The sequence below is a fragment of the Pseudomonas sp. xss_4 genome (assembly GCF_043104125.1).
In the GTDB taxonomy this organism is placed as follows: Bacteria; Pseudomonadota; Gammaproteobacteria; order Pseudomonadales; family Pseudomonadaceae; genus Aquipseudomonas; species Aquipseudomonas parafulva_B.
The window spans coordinates 108,722-121,511 of record NZ_JBICKJ010000093.1; the positions used below are offsets into that span (position 1 = coordinate 108,722).

Genomic DNA, 12,790 nt, shown 5'->3' on the forward strand with positions numbered 1-12,790 from the left:
ATGGGTGCTCTGACGAAAGCTGAGATGGCCGAGAGGCTGTACGAGGAGCTGGGGCTTAACAAGCGTGAGGCCAAGGAGCTGGTCGAGCTGTTTTTCGAAGAAATTCGGCACGCACTTGAAGAGAACGAGCAGGTCAAGTTGTCCGGTTTCGGCAACTTCGACCTTCGCGATAAACGCCAGCGGCCGGGCCGCAACCCCAAGACTGGGGAAGAAATCCCGATCACCGCACGGCGCGTCGTCACCTTTCGTCCAGGGCAGAAGTTGAAGGCCCGGGTTGAGGCCTATGCTGGAACCAAGCCATAACGACGAACTGCCCCCCATACCGGGCAAACGGTACTTCACCATTGGTGAGGTCAGCGAACTTTGCGCTGTAAAACCGCACGTGTTGCGGTATTGGGAGCAGGAGTTCGATCAGCTCAATCCTGTGAAGCGGCGGGGCAACCGGCGGTATTACCAGCGCCAAGACGTGCTGATGATCCGCCAGATTCGCGCCCTGCTTTACGACCAGGGCTTCACCATTGGCGGGGCGAGGTTGCGGCTTTCCAGTGATGAGGCCAAGGATGAGTCGAGCCAGTACAAACAGCTGATTCGTCAGATGATTGTCGAGTTGGAAGATGTGTTGGTGGTGCTGAAGAAGTGACCGTTGTTTAGGATGAGTGGAAATTTTTGAAAAAAAGCTTCCATTAATCAAAAGGTTAGGGTATATTCTTCATCGTTCTCAGCGGTAACGAGAACATGCTTCAAAGCCCAGTCGGGGCGTAGCGCAGCCCGGTAGCGCACTTGCATGGGGTGCAAGGGGTCGAGTGTTCGAATCACTCCGTCCCGACCATTATATTCAATGACTTAGGCCATTTCCGAAAGGGGTGGCCTTTTTCATGTGCGTGACTTTTACGTAACTTCTCAGGTTGTTACGCCTGCTTCCTCTTCAAAATAGTTAGCACAGGCACGCACGAACCTGTGACCGACAGTTCATTTGCTGCCTCTAAGCCTTGGGCAGTGGCAATTGAGAATGCCTGGATACTCCAGGTGTGAATTGCGGTCACCTTTGACCAGCGGGCTGGCGAGTACCGTGCTTATAGCTGTACGGGGTGTCGGGCGCGTATGGGTAAATGAGCCGGTCGTCAGGTGTTTTCCTGTAATACCGCTTTGAAGTTGCGCCATCCAGACAGAGAGCTACCTTCTAGGTTCACCATTCGAGTACGACTTAAGTCGGAGGAGGCTGGTATGCGGCGCCGTGGCAGCGTTTATTGGGGATGGCTGATGTGAATCTCCATCACCGAGTACACGAAGAAGTGTTGAACGACGGTACATACATTGATGTGCAGGTATGTCTCTCGCGCACAGGCAGCACTCAATTGTTCATAGGCATTTACGCCTCAGGAGGCTTACCGATCCTGGAAGATGCGTTCAACTCGACCCGGAGAATCCATGACCAGAGCCTTGGCTTGGGGGGTAGGTCGGGCACGCGGTATAGCCATCGATCAGAATGGCGAATTTGATCAGCTAGGCTCTGCGTGAAAGGTTATCTGGCTAATCGACTGCGATCTTAGCCCTTCGAATCAAGCGCAGCGCGAAGTGGGCGGATTGTCTTTTGATTTATCAATGAACTTGAGCCTAACCCCCCACTTGGTGAGTCCGCCAAAACCACATCCCGGCTTGAGCGTTTTGCCAAGTACATCGCGCATCAGCTCTTTTGAGCGCTTGCCCGACCAAAATATGAGGTTGGCGATCAGCGTTGAATCGAGAGCTCGGTGGACTTGACCAGTCAGTTGCACATTGGTTTGAAGCAGGTGCGCAAGCATGGCTACCCTGCCGAGTACACGTGCATGTAAGCTTGGATGCCCACACAGATAATTGCAAACAGGAGGTTCGATATGAGCAAGGTAGCCAAACCATTTTACTTCGCTGCAATGCCGCTGCTCGCCGTAGGTGCGGCGTTTGCCGCCGTGGGCGCATCGGGGCAGGCCGCTTTTGGCTACACTGCAGTGGGGATGCTGGTGCCTGGGATGGCATTATTGATCGCCGGGTATCGTCGGCGTTCATGAAGGCTTGCAAGCGGGTGAATACTGGCTTCTTGCAGACCAGATAGATCCACGCGCAGGCTTCACCGCCGGCGCTTCAGTTGCCACCAAATCAAGCAGTCTGCAAGGAATGTCGGCTGTGGTGCCGAGTGCTTAGTGATGTCCAAGGCGGCAGGCAAGCCTGCCACCTTCGAACGGCTTACTTCCAGTCACCGCCTTCAACAATCACCGCAGCAGGATCGGTATCGGCCGCCAGTTGTGCACGCACGTACTGATCATACAACTTGAGCAGGTACTTCTCCTTGCCCAGGCTCGCCAGTTCGGTATTGACCCACTGTTGCAGCTCGGCATTGCCCTTTTTCACCGCTGGCGCGATCGGCGCTTCGTCGCCTAGTTTCTGCGGCAATAGGCGATAGCCCGGGTTCTGCTTGGCCCATCCGAACAGCACCAGGTTGTCTTGCGCATAGGCGTCACCGCGACCATTTGCCAGCGCTTGCAAGGATTCAGAGTTTTTCTCGAACTTGAGCAGCTTCCAGTCCGGGTGATTTTTCGTCAGCCACACGTCAGCAGTTGTTCCTGCAGTGACAATGACGGTTTTGCTTGCCAGGTCATCCAGGCGTTGGACCGTGCTTTTCTCCGGTACCAATGCCTGCACCGCCACACGCAGGTTAGGGTTGGTGAAATCCACTACCTGAGCGCGCTCGGGCGTCACGGTCATGTTGGCCAGGATCAAGTCCACCTTGTCGCTTTGCAGAAACGGAATGCGACTAGCTGGCTCTACCACGACGAATTCGATCTTTTTTTCATCGCCCAGCAGATCCTTTGCAAAGCGGCGGCCAAGGTCCGTGTCGAAGCCAACGTAATCGCCTTGTTCGTTGACAAAACCGAAGGGGGGCTTGTCGCTGAATACGCCTACGATCAATTTATCCCGAGCTTTTATCTTATCCAGATACCCTTCAGCGTGGGCAGCGGCGCTGCCGATTAGCAGACCGACAGCCAGCAGTGGAAAAACGAGGGCAGATTTTAGTTTCACGATGCATTCCTCTTGGGCAGATTTTCTACATAGGAAAACTTCTCCAGAAACTGCTGCGCGCGTGCGGTCTGCGGGGAGCTGAAGAATGTTTCAGGGGTACTCTGTTCAGTGATACGACCGCCGTCCATGAACAGGACCCGGTCAGCCACTGCACGGGCAAAGGCCATTTCATGCGTGACGATCAAAAGCGTCATGCCACTGTCGGCAAGGTCCAGAATCACCTCCAGCACCTCCTTGACCATTTCCGGGTCGAGGGCGGCAGTGACCTCGTCGAACAGCATGACCTTCGGGTGCATGCACAGGGCACGAACAATCGCGATTCGTTGTTGCTGACCGCCAGACAACTCGCGGGGCCAGGCATCGCGCTTGTCCAGCAGTCCAACCCGCGCAAGCAGCGTTTCGGCCTGGGCGCGCACTTGGTGAACGGGGCGTTTTTGCACGTTGACAGGGCCCAGCAAAATATTGTCAAGCACGGTCATGTGCGGGAACAGGGGATAGCTTTGAAATACCATGCCTATCTCTTGGCGCACCGCACGCCAACCGCCATTGCCGGGCAATTGGCGTCCAGCAAAGCGGTATGTTCCCGCGTGACCCAGTTCGAGGCCATTCAAGCAACGCAGCAAGGTACTTTTGCCGCAGCCGCTAGGGCCGAGAATCACCACCACCTCACCCTCACGAACGGACAGGTCGATATGGTTTAAAACCGGATTACTGCCAAAGTTCTTGGAGAATCCCGCCAGTTCGATCAATGCAGTCATGAGTGATTCCATCGCCGTTCGAGCACACGCGACGCGGCTGACAGCGGATAACAGGCCAGAAAGAAGAATGCGAAGAGAAACCCGTAGATCAGCACCGATTCATAGGTACGCTCGATGATCTGCTGTCCGATCTTGATCACGTCCACCACGCCAATCAGCACTGCCAGCGAACTTGTCTTGATCAGCCGCGTGAACACGTTGATCAGCGGGGGCGTCATTCTGCGCAAGGCTTGGGGCAGGAGCACTTTGACGTATAATTGCGGCAGGTTCAGGCCGATCGCCAGGCCCGCCTCACGTTGGCCGCGGGGTAGGGAGCGTAGCGCGCCACGGACCACCTCACCCACTTCGCAAGCGCCCCATAGCGACAGCACCAGCACAGCGCACCAAAATCCCGAAATACTCCATCCCAGAAAGATCGGCATACCGAAGAAAAACAGGTAAAGCCAGACCAGCACCGGTATGGCCCTGAACATCTCCAGGTAGACGATCAGCACAACGTCGATCCAGCGCACCTGCAAGTTGCGCACTACGCCGTAGAGCATCCCGCCCAAGCTGCTGAACACTATGGCCAGCAACGAGATTCCTAGTGTGCGGCCTATGCCGATCGCCAGTTGTGGCGCGGACACCCACAACAGATCAATGCCCGAACTGGCCATGTTGCAACCTCCTTTCTAACGTACGCAGCAGCAGCGATAGCGGGACGAACAGCAGAACGCAGAGCAGCGTCATGACCGCAAGCATTTCGTAGGTCTTGTAGTAAAGGGCGATATAGTTCTTGGTGGTGTAGAGGATTTCCGGCACCGCTACAGCAGACACTACTGTGGTTTCCTTGAGCAGAAACACGAAGTTGGCGAACAGCGCCGGTGTACTGAGGATGCCGGCCTGCGGCAGGATGACGTGGCGAAGCAACTGCCAGCGAGACAGACCAATGGCCAGACCTGCCTCGATCTGGGCGGCAGGCACGGCGTCAATGCCCGCGCGCAGAATTTCCGTGAGGTAGGCGCCACCGAGGAAGGTCATGGCGATGATCGCCGAAGCGAACCCAGAGACCCGTATGCCGATGCTGGGCAAGGCGAAGTAGATGAAAAACAGTTGGATCAGCAGCGGCGTGTTCCGTGCAATTTCAACGTACACCCGCACCATCGGTTGAAGCACAGGCACTCGGAACATCACAATCGCGGCGTTTAGAGATGCCACGCCGAGTGACGTGACGATGGCAATCAGCCCCACTTGTAATGTGACGCCGACTGCCGAAACGAACGCGGGTAAGGTGGACAGGGCGAAAGCAACATCGAAACTCATTATGTGAAACCGACAGGAAGTTGACCAAGTCATAGGCCGCTGCCTAGTAGTGCGCAGTGACAGCCCAGTAGATGAAATGACTTGTTACATCAAAGTCACCTGTCAGAATCTAATGGAATAAAAGAAATTACTTAAATATCTTTTATGAATAACAATATGCCATCACCTAGCGCCTACCGAGCGATGGTGCCATTCAGGAGGGTATTAGACTGGAGCGTCTGCTTCATGGGACATCAGGGTAGGCGAGCCCGCAAGCATGTACGAAACAAAGCTTGTTGCCCTCAATATCCCTGCAGTAGGCACCGTAGTAATCCTGCCCATACTGCGGCCTCAACCCAGGTGCGCCTTCATCCTGAGCACCCATCGCCAACGCTGTGCGCCATGCCGCCTGCACCTGATCCTGTGAGCTGGCGGCAAAGCTTATTTGCACGCCGTTGCCCCATGTCGCAGGCAGTCCGTTGAATGGCAGTTGCACATAGAACTGCGGCCATTCCCTGTCCGGCCTTTGCCATCCAGCGCCGCAGGGGCCGCCATCGTGGTTGTCGGGCATGCGGACAAGCCCCAGGGTGGCGAGTACGGCATCGTAGAACCTGATCATGGCCGGCAGGTCCCGAGCACCGAGCTGAATGTGGCTGAACATAAACGCTCCAGAAGACCTGTTGATCGACAGCAGTTACACACAGCTCATCTGAGAAACGCAATGCCATCACTCACCAAGCCGAACTTCACACTACGGTGTCCTGCCCCAGCGAGCTTCAGTCTGACCGCCGATGCGGTGTTGCGCCAAGTAGCGCTCATGTAGCCCTCATTTGGCAAATGCCGCAACGATTGCGTCCACTACAACCCTCACCCTTGCCGTGTGCGCCAGGTCCCGATGCAGCACAAGCCAGGCTTCATATGGCGTGGCCCGCTTACGATCAGGCCAAATTCGCACCAAACTGGTATCTCGCCGGGCCATGTATTCCGGCAACTCACCGAGGGCCAGGCCGGCGCGTACGAAGGTTGCCAGCATGAGGCTCGAGTCCAGCTCCGCGACAACACAGCCTGCGGATCTGGGTTCTCCTGCCAGCGTGTCATCCTGACGCTCGGTTACACCTTTCTGGTAGAGGGCGATGTCATGCCCCACCAGGGCGCTACCAGGCTCTGGCTTCCCACGCAATTTAAGGTAGCGCTGTGTCGCATACAGTCCGACAGTCCAGTGAGCCAGCCGTCGCACGATCAGGTCAGGTTGTTCTGGGCGTACCGTGCGCACGGCTATATCGGCCTCTCTGCGCCCCAAGTCCAATAGCCGGGTAGTGGTGGTCAGAATGACCCGCACCTCAGGATGAGTGGCCCGCAGTTGCTCGATCGCGGGTATGACGAAATCAACGGCCAGCGCATCGGTGGTGGTGACGCGCACCTCACCCGACGGATGAGGGTCGCTGCCTTCAGCCTGGCGCTCGAAGGAGACGGCCATCCGCTCCATTTCCTCAGCCTTTTGTACGAGCTGTTGTCCGGTGGTCGTCAACGCCAGCCCCCCAGTGCTGCGGAGGAATAGACGGCTGCTCAAGGTTTGCTCAAGCCCCGCCAGCCGCCGACCGACCGTAGTCTGGTCGATGCCCAAAGCTTTGGCTGCAGCCCGCAGGGTGCCGGCGCGGTGCACTGCGAGGAAAATGCGTATGTCATCCCAATTCATCGTGGCGCGCTTCCTGAAGATGCAAATATGCAGCCCTGGGCTGCGATTACGTGCATTTTCGCATTGATGCAGGCTGCATAACATAGCGAGGTTCATTCATCGTCCATCACGCAGCCGGCCCAAGCCGGATGCCAGGGAGCACAATGCCTCGCTTAACCTTCATCCTGACAGTCGCCATGCTGAGCGCCTTCGGCCTCGTCGCCTCGGATATCTATCTACCCGCGATGCCCGGCATGGCTACTGAATTTGGCATTGCCAGTTGGCAAATGCCGCAAACCGTTTCGTTCTATCTACTGGCACTGGCCATTGCGCAGTTGGCTTATGGCCCAATGTCAGACCGAGGAGGACGCAAGCCGGTGCTGCTTGCCGGTGGCGTTCTCTATCTGCTGGGCTCCGTGGGCTGCGCGCTGTCCAGCAGCTACATGGACTTCATCGCGTGGCGCATGGTGGAAGCGGTGGGCGCGGCGGCGGGGCTGGTGATTGGTCGTGCGTTGATCGCCGACACCTGCGACAAGCGAACCTCGGCGAAAGTCTATGCCGTGATTTACCCCCTCGTATCACTCTCGCCGGCCTTAGCCCCGGCAATCGGTGGGCACTTGGCCGTCGCATTCGGCTGGCGAGCCGACTTTCTGTTCGTCGCAGCATTCGGGGCGGTAGCGCTGCTTTTGGCGCTGTTTTTAATACCTGAAACGCTACCGGTCGCGGCGCGGAGCAGGAACGCCCCCTTTGCGGGTTTTAGCCGTGTGCTGGGTGACCGCAGCTTTTGCCGCTACACGTTAGTGGTGTGTTCTATCTATTGTGCTTGGTTCGTTTATCTGACGCAGTCGCCGTTCCTTTTCGTACAAGCAGGCTTGAGCGAGGCGCAAAGCGGTTGGCTGTATATGCCGCTTACCTTAGGCATCATCGGGGCCAACCTGTTGGCCCGGCGGCTGCTTGACCGCTTACCTTACGACCGGATCGTTGCGATCGGCATCACCTGCTTCGTACTCGGCGCCATGGCGTTTCTTCTGGCGTACGCCATGGGGTGGCACAGCGTTACGGCCGTGGTGCTGCCTATGTGCCTGGTCAGCTTGGCCAATGGGTCATCGCTTTCACTGGCAATCTCAGGTGCTATCGCCAGTGAACATGGGCATGCAGCCACCGCTTCGGGGTTGGTGGGGTTTTGCCAGATTGGCAGCGCAGCCGTTGTGGCGATGGGTGTGAGCGCGGTATTAGGCACAGGTTTCGGTGTGCTCGCCGGGGCGGTGGCGGTGTTGAGCTGTTTGGCATTGTTTGCTTGCATGCCGTCGCTCTATCGCAAGCAACCGGCGCAGCCAGGGTAGCGCTCGGGCGGGCCTGCACGCTTAATGCTGGCCCAGCGCTCGCTGACTCAAGCAGAGCTTTCAGCGTTTCGAGCTCATGCAGAGACGTCAGCATCAGCACCGAAGAGGGCGACCTGGAACCCAGTGACAAGGCCTGTTGCACTACAGCGGCCGCGCACGTAGCGTACTCGGTGGCCTGGATCAAAATGTCTTCTAGGCAGGCATTGTGGGGAGGGGGGCGGGGACGATCTTGAGCATGGTTCAACTCCAACGTAGGAAGTGGAGCCGCCTCACTGTTGCTGTCAAACAATAGGGTGGCAGCTGTACGCGGGTTGACAGACCGAGACGTTGGCACTGGGCGCACCACAGGGGTGCCCACACGTACAGCCACCATAGAAAGTGTGCACCTGAAGGCAACGTCAGGGATCTGTCAAAACCGGTCGCTGAATTGGCAGCGACCTGGCGAGACTAGATTCCGCGCACCTCAAAACTGGTGGGTCCCCAGGCAGGAGATGCCGGTGCTCATCCAGGGCTGCCTGGAAGCCCTGGATGCCGCAGTCACTATGTCCGACGGGGGCTGTGCCCCCGCCGCCCCTCAGAAGCGAACCGTGATGCCTGCATTGACCGAATGGAACCGTGTATCAGAACCAAACTGCCCTTGATACGACAGCCCTACATCAGTCTGACGGTTCAGCTGTACCTTTGCCCCCACTTCAGTGAGTGCCACGTTTCGCGTCTGCGCAATCCCTTGCACCTCAAAGTTAGGTCCACCGGCAAACGCCTGCTCATTGCGTGGGTCCAGGTCGCCGTAGGCCCGGCGCCAGCCCAGCGAGCCGAACAGCTGCGTATCGTGATTGGCCACACGTGTGTGGGTCGAAGCCCGCATGCCGACCGTGGAGGACCAGGTGTCCTGTTTCTCGCTCGATACGTTCAGCGCCGCTGCGCCGCCCTTTTCGCGGAAACGGTCGGCGTCGTAGTTCACGTAGGACACCCCTACGAACGGCTCCAACGCCACCGCGCCCAGGCCGATGCGGTAGGCCGCCTCGCCACTGGCTTGCAGCGTATTGGCGTCGCGCTTGCCCTTGAGGTGGTCGCTGTAACCGGCAAACGCCACGTTGCGGCTGCTGTCGAGCTTGTGCCAGGTGTAGCCCACATCTGCACTAAGGCGCAGCGCGTCGATCTGGGCGCCGGTGTACAGGCCCAAGTGATAGTTGTCACTGTGGCCCTTGGCATCGCGGTCATCGGCATCGAACTTGGAGCGGCTGTAACCGCCGTACACGCCGGCACGCCAGTCCTGGGTAATGCTGCCGTCCGCGCCGATCAGCACACCACCGGTGCGTTGGTGCAGGCCGCTGGCGCCGCTGTTGCCATCGAGCTTCGACCAGTTGCCGAACACTTGCGCCCACGCGCCGCCTTGCGCCTCGGGGGTGGCCGGCATCAGGTTCGATGCCCCTGGCGGCATGCGCACGGTGTTAGTGTCCAACAGGCCGCGTACGCGGGTGCCGAGCACGCCCGACACGACTTGACTATTGGCAATCAGCGCGGTGCCCGTACTGCTGTGGTAATCACCGGACAGTTGGTCGATGGCATCGCGGGCATTGGCTGCATCCAGTACCAGCAAGTTGTTGTACAGGCGCAGCGGGTCGCCGCTCTGTTGCAATGCACTCAGGGCGCCCGCCGTATTCCACTGGTTCTGTGTGAGCGCCACCGTCTGGAAGATGCCCGGGGTGCCTGTGGTTGGCGGTTGCACCGGCGGCTGAACGGGTGGCTGTACCGGTGGTTCTACTGGGGGCTCGACCGGCGGCTGTACGGGCGGTTCGACCGGGGGCTCTACAGGCGGCTGTACCGGCGGCTCCACGGGAGGCTGTACAGGCGGCTCCACGGGTGGTTCAACAGGCGGTGTAGTGCCTTTCTGCGCAATGGTCAGGTTCAGTTCATTGGCGGTGCGCTGCAGGCTGACATTGAGAAATGCCGAGTTGGTAAACGCTTGCGCATACGCGGTACCTGCCGCTGCGCCCTCCACCACACCGCCTTGCGCGGCCAGCAGGGTATAGGTTTGCCCGGTCTGGTAGCTTTGAGCGTCGTTGAGGGTGGTCACGTCCACACGCGTACCGCGCAGGATGGCGCTGCCGCTTACGTTGACGCGGTCCGAGCCGCCATTGCCAGCAATGTCGGCGGCGTACCTGGAGCCTTCTGCCATGTCCAGGTCGCCCTTGATGTTCAAGGTGCCCAGTGCTGCTTCACCTGGCGACAGCGTACCGCCCGAGGCCACTTGCGTGCTCCCGACCTGTCCGTTACCCGCCAGCACGCCACCGGCCAATACTTGGGCACGGTTGCTGTAGTTGCCTGAAGCGTCGGTATGCCCAACGGTGCCGTTGACCACCAAGGTGCCGTTGCCCACGCTCAGCAATGATGTGCCTCGTGGGTTGGTCTGGTCCACGTCGCCGCCCAGTACCAGCCGCCCACCACGTACCACCGTGCTCCCCGAAAGGCCGGTCAGGTCGCCGCCCAAGGTGGTGTCGCCGCTGAACGCGTACACACGGCCAGCGCCACTGATGCGGTTGTTCACTTGCAGGTTGCTGTCGGTGTGGTTGAACGCCAGCGCACCGCTGCCGGCGCCGAAGCGAATGGCCGTTTGCGGGTCGAGGCGGCCCGCCGCCTGGGCGGTACCGGCGCTGATGGCATCGATGTCGGTACGCGCATCGTCCCGCACGACGGCGCCACCGATGCTGAGCGTGCCACGGGCGGCGGAGTTGATGCTGGTCAGCTCGCTGATATCGATCCCGTCGGTGCTGCTCAGCTCGGCGCCGTTGGACAGGGTCAGGATGGTGCTGGAAGTCGTGGTGCCGAGTGTCATGGCACGCGTGGCCAGGCGGGTGCCTTCACCGGAGACATTGACCTGGGTGTTGCGGCTGACGTTGGCCGACCCCAGCACCATGGAGTCGCTGGTCAACACGGCGCCGTCGCTCAGGCTCAGGTCGTTGCGGTTTCTGAAGGTGCCGGTGTTGTCCCAGCGAGTACCAGCGCCCGACAGTTCGCTGATCGAGTTGATGGCCACACGCTCACTGACCAGTTGCCCGCCATCCTTGAGGTTGATGCGCGAGTCGTACAGGAAAACGCCACCGGAGGTGACGTTGACCGTGTCCACTTTCGAGCCCTGGCCGCTGACCAGCAGGTTGGCCCGGGACAGTGCGTTGCCGGCATTGCCATTGTCGCTCAACTGCAGGTCCCGGACCGACACCTGCCCGCCGCTGAGCACGTTGAGAGTGCCTTGCCCGGCGCCGCCGATCACGATGGTGTTGCCCAGCACCGCGCCGGTGCGTGGCACGTTCCAACGTGTACCAGGGCCCTGTACGACGACCGTGGCCATGGCCGTACTGGCAGCGTCGTTGGTGGACGATCCACCGATCCGGCCGCCGAAGCTGGTGACCTGGGCGCCATTGTTGAAGGTAAGGGTGGACGGCGTGCCGCTGCTGGGGCGCAGCACCACAGCGCCATCGATGCCTCGGTCGCTGCTGAACGTGTCCTGACCGCTGTCGAGCACGTAGTCGACTGCGTACGCGCCGGGGGCCATGGCGAGCGTAATCGCGAAGGTGAGGGGGGATAACTTGAATAAGGGGTTCATAACGGCTCCGGAGACTCCATGAGATGCCACCAGCGTGGCCACCGCGCCCCAAGGGCTTGGCGTTCCTGTGTACGGCGGTAAACAGGGGGAGTATCGGGAGCGACCCAAGACGGTGAAATAGTACGGATGTGCTAGTTAGGCGCCCAATGTGACGCACGCCACACTCCGCGGTAACGGATGGCCGATTCGCCACGTCCAAAGGCTGTTACGCCAATGATGGCCTTATGATTATGCTTTTTGGCGCTCAGCTGGCCGGGTCTTGCCCTAGCACCTTGCTCAGCGCCACGCGGGCATCTTCGAGCTGCACCAGGGAGGCATGCCGGGCGCCGAGGGCGTCGCCGTTCTGGATAGCCGTCAAAATGGCTTTGTGCCGGGGGAGGGCGAGCTCATCGAAATTCGGACGCTGGTTGGAAAAGCGCACCGATTCGCGCAACGCCATCGACAGCATGTTGCACAGGTAGGCGAGCAGGTCATTGTGGGTGGCATCGGCGATACGGGCGTGAAAGTCCAGGTCTGGCTGCAGCCGCTCATCTGGCGTGCGCGCTGCTTCCATCCGCTGGTAGGCCTCGCCGATCGACGCCACGTCCTCTGGCGTGGCACTGGTGGCGGCCAGGGCAGCAGCAGCAGGCTCTATGACCCAGCGTACGCTGGACAGGGTATTGAAGAACTCCTGCTGCGGCGTTGCCTGCATCAGCCAGTGCAGCACATCGGGGTCGAGCATGTGCCAGTCATGGCGCGGCCTGACCAGGGTGCCGACCCGGGGGCGCGCTTCGACCAGGCCCTTGGCCGTCAGGGCACGCATGGCCTCACGAAACACAGGCCGACTGATCGCGTAGCTTTCGCACAGGCTTGCCTCGGACGGCAGCTTCTGCCCTGGGGCGAGTTGACCGGACACGATCTGCAGGCCCAGGTCCTGGACCAAGGTCGCGTGCATGCTCTTGCGCGTTGAGGGCTGGCGGTAATTCATGAGGGGTGTGCGAGGTCCTTCTGGCGGGGGCTCGCATCATAGCACTGATGGATGCAGGGCTGTTTTGCAGCGCCTTGATGGCGGACAGAGGGGGGCTGGCGGGCCTCT

General features: G+C 59.6%; 13 protein-coding genes, 1 tRNA gene and 2 pseudogenes. 6 read left to right on the plus strand and 10 right to left on the minus strand.

Going from position 1 to position 12,790, the window contains the following annotated elements; translation table 11 throughout:
• The 4 genes and pseudogenes from ihfA to ACF8GB_RS21280 all read left to right on the plus strand — a co-directional run bounded on the left by ihfA (position 1) and on the right by ACF8GB_RS21280 (position 1,518).
• On the plus strand, positions 1 to 303 hold the full coding sequence (gene ihfA / locus ACF8GB_RS21265; protein ID WP_003250679.1) for an integration host factor subunit alpha: 303 nt from the start codon (positions 1 to 3) through the stop codon (positions 301 to 303).
• Entirely contained in the window at positions 284 to 640 is a 357-nt protein-coding gene (locus tag ACF8GB_RS21270) for a MerR family transcriptional regulator (RefSeq protein WP_003250681.1), read from the plus strand. Before ihfA ends, ACF8GB_RS21270 begins: the two co-directional genes overlap by 20 nt.
• Positions 641 to 752: 112 nt before the next feature.
• Positions 753 to 829: transfer RNA gene (locus ACF8GB_RS21275), tRNA-Pro, on the plus strand.
• A 395-nt stretch (positions 830 to 1,224) separates the two neighbouring features.
• Positions 1,225 to 1,518: pseudogene (locus ACF8GB_RS21280) on the plus strand (hypothetical protein).
• A gap of 41 nt (positions 1,519 to 1,559) precedes the next feature.
• On the opposite strand, the gene ACF8GB_RS21285 reads toward ACF8GB_RS21280, so the two are convergent.
• Positions 1,560 to 1,802: a hypothetical protein gene (locus tag ACF8GB_RS21285; protein WP_153008598.1), complete on the minus strand. Its 243-nt coding sequence runs from the start codon at positions 1,800 to 1,802 to the stop codon at positions 1,560 to 1,562.
• Between the two features lie 72 nt (positions 1,803 to 1,874).
• On the opposite strand from ACF8GB_RS21285, the gene ACF8GB_RS21290 reads away from it, so the two are divergent.
• Positions 1,875 to 2,045: a hypothetical protein gene (locus ACF8GB_RS21290; RefSeq protein ID WP_178091252.1), complete on the plus strand. Its 171-nt coding sequence runs from the start codon at positions 1,875 to 1,877 to the stop codon at positions 2,043 to 2,045.
• A 175-nt stretch (positions 2,046 to 2,220) separates the two neighbouring features.
• Here the strand turns inward: ACF8GB_RS21290 and ACF8GB_RS21295 are convergent, their stop codons facing one another.
• The 6 genes from ACF8GB_RS21295 to ACF8GB_RS21320 form a co-directional block, all read right to left on the minus strand.
• Entirely contained in the window at positions 2,221 to 3,054 is an 834-nt protein-coding gene (locus ACF8GB_RS21295) for a transporter substrate-binding domain-containing protein (RefSeq protein WP_153302501.1), read from the minus strand.
• Positions 3,051 to 3,812: an amino acid ABC transporter ATP-binding protein gene (locus tag ACF8GB_RS21300; RefSeq protein ID WP_392527611.1), complete on the minus strand. Its 762-nt coding sequence runs from the start codon at positions 3,810 to 3,812 to the stop codon at positions 3,051 to 3,053. The genes ACF8GB_RS21295 and ACF8GB_RS21300 overlap by 4 nt, the downstream gene beginning before the upstream one ends.
• Entirely contained in the window at positions 3,809 to 4,468 is a 660-nt protein-coding gene (locus ACF8GB_RS21305) for an amino acid ABC transporter permease (RefSeq protein ID WP_392514924.1), read from the minus strand. Before ACF8GB_RS21305 ends, ACF8GB_RS21300 begins: the two co-directional genes overlap by 4 nt.
• Positions 4,449 to 5,114, minus strand: coding sequence for an amino acid ABC transporter permease (locus tag ACF8GB_RS21310; protein ID WP_078478466.1), 666 nt, complete (start codon positions 5,112 to 5,114; stop codon positions 4,449 to 4,451). Before ACF8GB_RS21310 ends, ACF8GB_RS21305 begins: the two co-directional genes overlap by 20 nt.
• Positions 5,115 to 5,337: 223 nt before the next feature.
• Positions 5,338 to 5,754 carry a VOC family protein gene (locus ACF8GB_RS21315; RefSeq protein WP_145254869.1) on the minus strand — a complete coding sequence of 139 codons (417 nt, stop codon included), beginning with the start codon at positions 5,752 to 5,754 and terminating at the stop codon, positions 5,338 to 5,340.
• A 165-nt stretch (positions 5,755 to 5,919) separates the two neighbouring features.
• On the minus strand, positions 5,920 to 6,789 hold the full coding sequence (locus tag ACF8GB_RS21320; RefSeq protein WP_392474945.1) for a LysR family transcriptional regulator: 870 nt from the start codon (positions 6,787 to 6,789) through the stop codon (positions 5,920 to 5,922).
• Positions 6,790 to 6,932: 143 nt separating this feature from the next.
• On the opposite strand from ACF8GB_RS21320, the gene ACF8GB_RS21325 reads away from it, so the two are divergent.
• Complete coding sequence (locus ACF8GB_RS21325; protein WP_078478469.1) at positions 6,933 to 8,111, plus strand: multidrug effflux MFS transporter; 1,179 nt, start codon at positions 6,933 to 6,935, stop codon at positions 8,109 to 8,111.
• A 34-nt stretch (positions 8,112 to 8,145) separates the two neighbouring features.
• On the opposite strand, the pseudogene ACF8GB_RS21330 reads toward ACF8GB_RS21325, so the two are convergent.
• The 3 genes and pseudogenes from ACF8GB_RS21330 to ACF8GB_RS21340 form a co-directional block, all read right to left on the minus strand.
• Positions 8,146 to 8,348 (minus strand): annotated as a pseudogene (locus ACF8GB_RS21330) (hypothetical protein); the annotation flags it as partial.
• Positions 8,349 to 8,685: 337 nt separating this feature from the next.
• Positions 8,686 to 11,634, minus strand: coding sequence for an autotransporter domain-containing protein (locus tag ACF8GB_RS21335; RefSeq protein WP_392527619.1), 2,949 nt, complete (start codon positions 11,632 to 11,634; stop codon positions 8,686 to 8,688).
• A gap of 325 nt (positions 11,635 to 11,959) precedes the next feature.
• Positions 11,960 to 12,682, minus strand: a complete 723-nt coding sequence (locus ACF8GB_RS21340; protein WP_182138737.1) for a FadR/GntR family transcriptional regulator — start codon at positions 12,680 to 12,682, stop codon at positions 11,960 to 11,962.
• Between the last annotated feature and the right edge of the window lie 108 nt (positions 12,683 to 12,790).

Coding starts and splice junctions, on each gene's coding strand:
- ihfA (WP_003250679.1), top strand. CDS start 1: ATGGGTGCTCTGACGAAAGCTGAGATGGCCGAGAGGCTGTACGAGGAG.
- ACF8GB_RS21270 (WP_003250681.1), top strand. CDS start 284: ATGCTGGAACCAAGCCATAACGACGAACTGCCCCCCATACCGGGCAAA.
- ACF8GB_RS21285 (WP_153008598.1), bottom strand. CDS start 1,802: ATGCTTGCGCACCTGCTTCAAACCAATGTGCAACTGACTGGTCAAGTC.
- ACF8GB_RS21290 (WP_178091252.1), top strand. CDS start 1,875: ATGAGCAAGGTAGCCAAACCATTTTACTTCGCTGCAATGCCGCTGCTC.
- ACF8GB_RS21300 (WP_392527611.1), bottom strand. CDS start 3,812: ATGACTGCATTGATCGAACTGGCGGGATTCTCCAAGAACTTTGGCAGT.
- ACF8GB_RS21305 (WP_392514924.1), bottom strand. CDS start 4,468: ATGGCCAGTTCGGGCATTGATCTGTTGTGGGTGTCCGCGCCACAACTG.
- ACF8GB_RS21310 (WP_078478466.1), bottom strand. CDS start 5,114: ATGAGTTTCGATGTTGCTTTCGCCCTGTCCACCTTACCCGCGTTCGTT.
- ACF8GB_RS21315 (WP_145254869.1), bottom strand. CDS start 5,754: ATGTTCAGCCACATTCAGCTCGGTGCTCGGGACCTGCCGGCCATGATC.
- ACF8GB_RS21320 (WP_392474945.1), bottom strand. CDS start 6,789: ATGAATTGGGATGACATACGCATTTTCCTCGCAGTGCACCGCGCCGGC.
- ACF8GB_RS21325 (WP_078478469.1), top strand. CDS start 6,933: ATGCCTCGCTTAACCTTCATCCTGACAGTCGCCATGCTGAGCGCCTTC.
- ACF8GB_RS21340 (WP_182138737.1), bottom strand. CDS start 12,682: ATGAATTACCGCCAGCCCTCAACGCGCAAGAGCATGCACGCGACCTTG.